Source organism: Synechococcus sp. H55.2, assembly GCF_047462495.1.
Lineage (GTDB): Bacteria > Cyanobacteriota > Cyanobacteriia > Thermostichales > Thermostichaceae > Thermostichus.
In genome coordinates this window covers 1-7872 of record NZ_JANSJH010000110.1, presented here as the reverse complement: position 1 = coordinate 7872, position 7872 = coordinate 1, and the positions used below count along the sequence as shown (strand labels likewise).

The window sequence follows — 7872 nt, the reverse complement described above, 5'->3', positions numbered from 1 at the left end:
ACAACTCTTTGCCGTAGATCCAAAGAATGGGTTGGCATCTCTTTCTCTCCTTCCTCTTGAAATCTGTACCCCATTTTAAATTAACAGGCTGTAGTGAGAGAAGCCAAGCTACTCAACGGAACACCAGGGCAGTACCAAGCTCTGAATGAGGCCATTCGTATCCGTTGAGTACAAGCAGTCGGGGTAGAAACTTTCACCTGACGGGATGGCCATCGCTTTCACCGGCGGCAACCAGGCAGGTACCTTTGCCTTGTACTGCAACGGCAAAGCCAGACAGCTTATCCTCGGCTCCAAGATCAACCGGGTGCGGGTGGTGCGCAGAGCGGACAGGTACTACGCCTAGTTCTGCCTCGACAGAGAGCGCTGGGCACAGGGCGAGTACACCGGCCAGATGGTGGGTCTCGACCTGGGGCTGCACCACTTCTACTCCGACCAGAAGGGGAACACGGTAGATTGTCCTAAGTTTTTGCGCCGGAATGAGAAGCGGCTGAAAAGACATCAACGCAAGTTGAGCAGGACATTCGTCAAGGGAGCTGAGCGGCAGTCCAACCCCTACCACAAACGGAGAAAGAGGTTGGGCAAGGTACACCTGAAAGTCCAGCGCCAGCGTAGAGACTGAGCCATGAAGCTGGGCCGGTACGTAGTGCTCGCCTCTGGCGTTGCGGAGCACTTTGTCTAACAACGTCGTGGCGTATGAGGATTTGCAGGTGAAGAACCACCGCCTGGCCAAGTCCATGCCAGGGATCTCCACACTGCTCCTGGTTCAAACAATGACACTCTCTAACGCCAGCCTAGAAAGCCTAGAAATTATTCATCAAATGATTGTTCGAATAGCGAGGGTGTTTTTTGGCACAAAACCCACTGCGGTTCCTCGTCACGATAGTACTCTTTTTTCCAGATTGGCAGCCGATGCTTGATGGCATTGATGATGTAGCGTGTTCCAGCAAAGGCAGCAGCTCGATGGACAGCGGTAGTACCAACCCACACTGCGATGTCGCCAATCGCAAGATGGCCCTGACGGTGACAGGCGATAGCGCCACAGAGATTGAACTTAGAGCAGGCCTCCCGGAGGATCCTTTCGCCCTCCTTCTCGGCGAGGATTTCATAAACTTCGTACTCTAAGCTGAGAACAGTCCTTCCCCTGTTGTGATTGCGTACCCAACCCTCGAAGGTTACGAGGGCACCCGCTGTGCTATCGGCAAGTAAGCGGCTGAGCTCGGTTGTTTGGATAGCAGTGTCACTAATCAAAAACCGCAGCATCTAACCTCCACAGACTGGCGGAATAAAAATTACGAAGGCGTGGTCGTCGACCGGACTAGTTAGGTCACAAAATTCATGATTGACAGCAACTTTAATATCTTCCACTGCCAGCGGGAAGCCATACTTCGCCTTCACCTGCTGATACAACTCCAGGTAGCTTGCTGCATCGGTTTGGAGCACTTCTCTACTTCGTTGAGACTGCTCCCTCAGCATCGCCACATACTGGATAGTTACAGTTTTGGTCAGGGTAGACTGAGTTGTCATAGTTTCGATTACCTTGGGCTTAAAAGACGTTCAAAGGCAGCATACTCCTCTGGGGTATTGACGTTCATCAGTTCGGCCTCACAGTCAGGGGTAACTAGGGTACAGGGTTGGTCGCCAAGGACTTTAACAGGGCAGTATACCCCGGCTGCATAGGCAGCCCTCAGCACTGCTGCAGCCTGAGGAGTATAGATTGCACAGAGAGCCTCTGGAAAGCCAAGTTTGGGGTTAGCATAACAGGTCGCAACCGTTTCAGCTTGATAGTGCTCCAGTAGCTTTTGGATTGTCTTTGCTTGCAGATTGAGGAGATCGCAAGCAACAACTAACCAGTTAGCTTCGGGATGGGTGTTCAGGGCAGTCAGCAGACCACTGATTGGGCCAACGCTTTCTACTTGATCCGGCAGCGTGGGCAGCAACTCCAGTGGCGTGCTCAACCACTGACCGGCACGCGCTGATAGATAAACTCGCTGGCAGTAGGGTTGTAGCAATTCATAGAGATAGGCAGCATACGGTTTGCCAGTGTGGTTCAGCAGAGCCTTATCCCGGCCCATGCGCTTGCTCTGTCCCCCTGTAAGTACCAGACCGTAGAGAGGACGCTCCAGGAGGGCGTTTTTGCCGCCGGACTTGGTCACTAGGCGGGTCTCTCGAATACAGATGTGGGGTGACACCGACTTGCACATGTCGTAGATCGTCAGCGCCGCTACCGAAGCACCACAGAGGGCCTCCATTTCAACGCCTGTTTTGGCGCTAGTTTTGACGGTGCAGTGAACAGTTACAAGCAAGCGATCATCAATTTTGATATCAAAGGTGCAGCTCTCGACGGGAATCTGGTGACAAAAGGGGATCAGTTGCTCAGTCTTTTTAACAGCCATAGTACCCGCGATAACTGCTGTCTGAAACACCACTCCTTTCTCGAGGTAAATATCTTGACCAACAATATATGTACTCAAAGCAGGCGGCAATTGAACTATTGCTTGAGCTGTCGCTACTCGCAAAGATGCAGATTTGTTACTGACATCCACCATCTGCGGTTGGCCCTGAGCATCAAGATGCGCCCATACACGATCAGCCTCACCCATAGATCTAGCCCCCTAAACTGTACATCGGATGTAAAACCTGCTCGACCCTGCGCATTGGCTTCATCCCTAAAAGCTGTTGGTAAATCTGTCGGCGTTGTGCTGGTGTCGCATCACGGATTGGCAAGCCGTTTTCGGTAAATAGGCAAGCAAAGAGACGTCCATCGGCGGTCAAGCGCCAGCGCGAGCAGGTGCTGCAGAAAGGTTGCGACTCGGAGGCAATAAATCCGATTTTGGCAGCCCCATCGACTGTGAAGTAGAATGCTGTAGAATCAGGTACCGTCGGCAGCTGGGTTAGGGTATAGCGTTCCTTTAGGCGAGCAATACACTCTTGTGCTGAAATGTAGCGCTCATCATAAATATGGTTGGCATAGCCAATCCGCATCAGCTCCAAAAAGCGAACTGTCACACCTGTCTCGCGAGCAAATTCAACAAAATCAAACAGCTCATGATCGTTGACGCCTCGCATCAGAACTGTGTTGAGCTTGATGCTAAACCCCTGAGCAATACCCTCCCGGATATTACGAAGAATATCGGCAAGGCAGTCTCGGTGTGTGATCCAGGCTTCAGTAGCAGGCTGAAGGCTGTCGAGACTGATGTTAAGATTATGAGCATTGGCAGCTTTAAGGACATCCCAGTAGAGGTGCAACAGCACTCCATTGGTCGTGAGGCTGAGGGAGGGAATTTTCAGCTCAGCAAGCCCCTGCATGATTTCGGCAAACTCGCGCCGAACCAGAGGTTCGCCACCTGTGATACGAACTTCCTCGATGCCATAGTCCAGCAGCTCACCGATAATGTCTTTGTATTGCTGCGGACTTAGATAGCTGCTTTTGTCCATGAACTCAGGATACAGGGGCATACAGTAGCGACAGCGCAGGTTGCATTGATCGGTCAGGGAGACCCTCAGCTTGCGAATGCGGCGGTTCCATTGATCAACTAGTTGCATCCTAGTACCAGGGATAGAATAAAAAGACTTCGCCAGCCTTAAAGACCACTTGATCTTGGGGGAGCTCTACAAAGCCATCGCTGGTTGCCAGAGCAACAAAGTCGCCAGAGCTCTGAGGCATGATTAGTGTGAGGGCTTGGTTGCTACCAAGCTTGGCAGGTACAAAAAAAGTGAGATTAGGCTCAAAGGTAATGGTCTCACCCAGATAGCCGGAATAAACGGTGCGGTTCAGCAGATAGCGATGCAGACACACAAGAGCTGAGACAGGATTGCCTGGTAGCCCCCAGACAATGGTGTCAGCTTGATGATCAATGCCAAACCACATCGGCTTGCCCGGTTTTTGGGCGACACCGTGAATATAGCCAGTAACGCCACAATGTTGCCAAATTCGAGGTAAATAGTCGCGTTTTCCCTTCGAGATACCGCCGGTGTAAATCAAGAGGTCATAGCTTTGGGTGTTAGTTTGGTAGTGGGCGATAATGCTAGCCGGATCATCGGGGATGTGGTCAATCTCGACCTCGGTGTAACCGTAGGCGAGGAGAGCAGCTCTGAGGGCGTAAGCGTTGGAGCATCGCAGTTGATAGGGTGTGGGGGTTCGCTCGATGGAGACCAATTCATCACCTGTGGCTACAAGTTTGATGCGGGGAGCTGCTTCGACTTGGACATGGCTGTAGCCGAAGGAGGCTAGAATGCCGATATGAACGCTCTTGAGGGTAATGCCGGGGTGGAGAACGAGTGCCCTTGCGATGCAGTCGCTGCCTTGTCGATGAATAAAATCACCTCTGCTGCGCTCAACTTCATAGGTGATGGTAGCGACTCCCCGCTCGATACTAATCTGCTCGTAGGGGACGACAAGATCGCTACCCAGCGGCAGGGGACAGCCGGTCATCACTTCGAAGCACTGCTGCGGGTCGGCCAGCGTGGCAGCGCTTACCCCAGCGGCAGCCATGCCCGCAACCCTAAAGCGGCGCTGCCCAGCGGCATAGGCAGCGTAGTTAATGGCAATGCCGTCCACCATGACGCGGTTAATCGGCGGGTAGTCACGATCGGCATAGATCGGCTCAGCAAGAACCCGGCCTGCGCACTTCGCGATTGGGATCGACTCGGTTCTAGGTGGCAGCCACTGGGCTTTGATAACGGCTTCAGCTTCTTGGACGCTGATCATAAGCGCTGAAAGTAAGGCCAACGAATGGAGTGTCCGAGTATGAGCTGCACCTACCCTAGCAGCGCTTATCTTGGCTCCAGGGTGAGGAGAATTCCTGAAAGGCAGGTACAAAGTTACGGTTTTCGTGCTTGGAGCAACTAAGCTTAATGAGGGCAAAGCGCTGCAAGGGCGTTAGCTTTTGCCACAGCTCAAGGGTCAGCACAACCCCCCTGGCTGCTGCTTGCTCAAGGACGCTGGCAGGGATTGCGGTGGCATCTTCCCAAGCCGGTTTTGGATCAACAGGCAGTTCACTAGCTTGTTCTTGGCAGACATTTTCAATAAGGTGAATCAGGTACTCGCGGTAGGCAGCACGGTCGGCAGCAGTATCAGTTGGTCGGTCAATCAAGCTTTGGCGCTGCTGACGACTAAAACGCAGCCACTGATGTAGTTTGAGTTTGATGCCACACTGATCCAGCTTCAAGCGCACAACCATAGGGATGCAGCGGAGGCTATCGGCAAAGTCTTGCTCGAACTGAAAGATCATCGCGTTACCCAAGACATAAAGTGGGCTTAGATTGACAGGGGTTCGATGCGACTAAGTCTGACGGCACAGGCTTTAAGTTCAGGTTGCTTCGAGCTAGGGCAGGCAACCGAGTGAGTGAGGGCATTGCAGGCGGTATCTTCACCCCACAATGGTCCCCAATGCATCGGCATAAATACCGTGCCGGGGCTGATCGCCCGAGTTATTTTAACCGGGAGGGTAGCCTTGCCTCGCCGTGATTCAACCCTTACCCAGTCGCCATCGGTGAGCCCTACCCTGTCAGCATCACGGGGGTGAATCTCGAGAAAAGGCTGGGGGTGCATTGCTCGAATTTTGGCTACATGGCCAGTACGGGTTTGGGTGTGCCAATGGCCATAGAGGCGTCCTGTAGTGAGGACATAGGGATAGTCGGGATCCGGCGGTTCGGCAAGGCCGTGTGAATGACTGGCGATGAAACGAGCGCGACCTGTAGGCGTTGGAAAGTGGTGATTGATATAGAGGTTGCGGGTCTCGATTGGTCCAGTACGGGGATAAGGCCACTGTTGGGGGCCTTGGTGCAGGAGCTCATGACTGAGGCCAGAAAGATCACAGGGACGCCCAGCAGTAAGACCGACATATTCGGCAAAAACTGCTGCGCTATCGGCAAAGCTAAACGCCTGGGCAAAGCCCAGACGGCGGCCTACTTCCGCCCAAATTTCCCAATCAGCCCGCGCTTCACCGGGGGGATGGCGCCACGCCGGACAGAGGGTAACGCGGCGCTCGGAGTTGGTCATGGTGCCCGTTTTTTCACCCCACTGAGCAGCAGGCAGCACCAGATGCGCGTAGGCAGTGGTTTCGGTAGGAAAGTAGGCATCTTGGACAATCGTGAAAGGCGATCGCGAGAGCGCTGCTGCTACCCGGTGCAGGTCGGGCAAGCTCACCAGCGGGTTGGTGGCAGCAATCCAGAAAACATCCAGGGCGTCAGCCTCCAGAGCGCGAATCATCCCGAGAGCATCGAGGCCAGGCTCAGGATTGATTGGGCCAAGCTGCCAATACTGCTCCACAGCAGCGCGATCTTCCGGGTTCGTAACCTTGCGATAGCCGGGCAAGAGGTGGGCCAAGCCACCCGCCTCTCGGCCGCCCATGGCGTTAGGCTGCCCCGTCAGCGAGAACGGCCCTGCCCCCGCAAAGCCTATTTGGCCAGTGAGCAAATGGAGATTGATAAGACTTGTAACCTTGGCAGTACCTTCGCTGGACTGGTTAAGCCCCATTGACCACATGGAAAGGGTTTTCCGGGAGTGCTGCCAGAGTCGAGCGACGGCAATTACATCCTCAATTTCTATGCCGCAGCGACTAGCCACACGCGCAGGAGTGTACTCGGCCACCAGAGCCGCATAGGTCTCAAAGCCTTCGGTGTGTTGGGCAATGAAGTCGTGGTTGATGGCCCCCCATTGAATGAGTAGGTGGGCGATACCATTGAGCAAATCAATGTCGCTGCCCGGAGCAATCCCAAGATACAGATCTGCACCCTCAGCCGTCTCGGTACGGCGGGGATCCACAACCACCACCTTCAAACTCGGGTCACTCTTGTGGCGCTTGCGCAGGCGATTGAACAAAATTGGGTGGCACTCAGCGGTGTTGGTGCCGATCAAAAAGGCAAGCTCGCAGCTATCGAGGTCAGAGTAGCTACAGGGAGGGCCATCTGAACCCAAGCTTTGGCAGTAGCCCTCCACGGCAGAGGACATGCAAAGGCGCGAGTTGCTGTCAAAGTTATTACTGCCCAGGCAGCCCTTGAGTAGCTTTTGAGCAACGTAATAATCTTCAGTATGCAACTGCCCTGAACCATAGATCGCAATTCGCTCGGGGCGACTCTGGCGAATGCGCTCCACGATCAAATCCAGCGCTTGATCCCAGCTAATCGGCTGAAAATCATCGCGGAGGCTGGAGCGATAAAGAGGCACGGTGGCACGGTTGTGATCAAGGGTTTCGAGAAGAGTGGCACCCTTAACACAAACCATGCCTTGACTGGAGGGATGAGACCGATCCCCGCGAATTCTTGTGCCGCCAGCCAGAATTTCCAGGCCACAACCAACCCCACAGTAGGGACAGAGGCTACGCACGTTATCCATTGCTGATTCTCATCTGAAGTTGGTTTACTCCTCCTGGGCAAAGCGACGGTGGAGAAAGTCGAGGAATTTGTTGCTTGGGCTGCAAAGCTTGGGCGCCTCAGGGATCCCGACAGCCAAGCGGGGAAGGGTGCGTCCATGCTCAAGCCCTTAACGCAGGCCAATATAGGGGTGTCGCCTCCAGATCTTTTGTAATGTGTGCTACCGTTTGTTACCTATTATGCAGTTATGTCATCTTAAAATGCTCATTCAGATGGACGCAGGACACTCCCCTTTTCCAGAAGGGAGTAGCTTTGCCGCTCCTAATCCGCCACCGAGCACAGCTAGTTGACACTCCCTCGACTGAAGTCGGGAGATTCTTAAGTAGCCCACAAACGGACTTGTAAAGGTGTTGTCAAACCGCCCTTAGACAGTCCCTCGAGGCAAAGCCCCAAAGTTCTGCTTACTTTTTTCAGTAGGTTAGCCGCAGCGTTAGCATCAGCGTTCACTAACCACCCTTTGGCTGTTTGGCACAGTCCCCGCTTTATCCACTTCCCAGA

General features: G+C 53.7%; 9 protein-coding genes. 2 read left to right on the top strand and 7 right to left on the bottom strand.

Features of this window, described 5'->3' with window-relative positions; genetic code table 11:
- Window positions 1-205 precede the first annotated feature (205 nt).
- Both NW844_RS11300 and NW844_RS11295 read left to right on the top strand, forming a co-directional pair.
- Complete coding sequence (locus NW844_RS11300) at window positions 206-343, top strand: hypothetical protein (protein ID WP_414335724.1); 138 nt, start codon at window positions 206-208, stop codon at window positions 341-343.
- Window positions 344-391: 48 nt separating this feature from the next.
- Window positions 392-619, top strand: a complete 228-nt coding sequence (locus NW844_RS11295; RefSeq protein ID WP_414335723.1) for a transposase — start codon at window positions 392-394, stop codon at window positions 617-619.
- Between the two features lie 188 nt (window positions 620-807).
- Here the strand turns inward: NW844_RS11295 and NW844_RS11290 are convergent, their stop codons facing one another.
- Genes NW844_RS11290 through NW844_RS11260 form a run of 7 tightly spaced genes read right to left on the bottom strand, consistent with a single transcriptional unit; the run spans window position 808 to window position 7336 of the window.
- The gene (locus NW844_RS11290) at window positions 808-1260 is read right to left on the bottom strand and encodes a molybdenum cofactor biosynthesis protein MoaE (RefSeq protein ID WP_414335721.1); all 453 of its coding nucleotides are present in this window, start codon (window positions 1258-1260) and stop codon (window positions 808-810) included.
- Window positions 1261-1524, bottom strand: a complete 264-nt coding sequence (locus NW844_RS11285) for a MoaD/ThiS family protein (protein WP_414335719.1) — start codon at window positions 1522-1524, stop codon at window positions 1261-1263.
- An 8-nt stretch (window positions 1525-1532) separates the two neighbouring features.
- Window positions 1533-2600, bottom strand: coding sequence for a cyclic pyranopterin monophosphate synthase MoaC (gene moaC, locus NW844_RS11280; protein WP_414335717.1), 1068 nt, complete (start codon window positions 2598-2600; stop codon window positions 1533-1535).
- Window positions 2601-2604: 4 nt separating this feature from the next.
- Window positions 2605-3543 (bottom strand): GTP 3',8-cyclase MoaA, encoded by a 939-nt coding sequence (gene moaA, locus NW844_RS11275; protein ID WP_414335715.1) that lies wholly within the window; start codon window positions 3541-3543, stop codon window positions 2605-2607.
- Between the two features lies 1 nt (window position 3544).
- Complete coding sequence (locus NW844_RS11270) at window positions 3545-4708, bottom strand: molybdopterin molybdotransferase MoeA (RefSeq protein ID WP_414335713.1); 1164 nt, start codon at window positions 4706-4708, stop codon at window positions 3545-3547.
- A 55-nt stretch (window positions 4709-4763) separates the two neighbouring features.
- Window positions 4764-5231, bottom strand: a complete 468-nt coding sequence (locus tag NW844_RS11265; RefSeq protein ID WP_414335726.1) for a nitrate reductase associated protein — start codon at window positions 5229-5231, stop codon at window positions 4764-4766.
- 26 nt (window positions 5232-5257) lie between these two features.
- Window positions 5258-7336, bottom strand: a complete 2079-nt coding sequence (locus NW844_RS11260) for a molybdopterin oxidoreductase family protein (protein ID WP_414335712.1) — start codon at window positions 7334-7336, stop codon at window positions 5258-5260.
- Window positions 7337-7872: the final 536 nt, after the last annotated feature.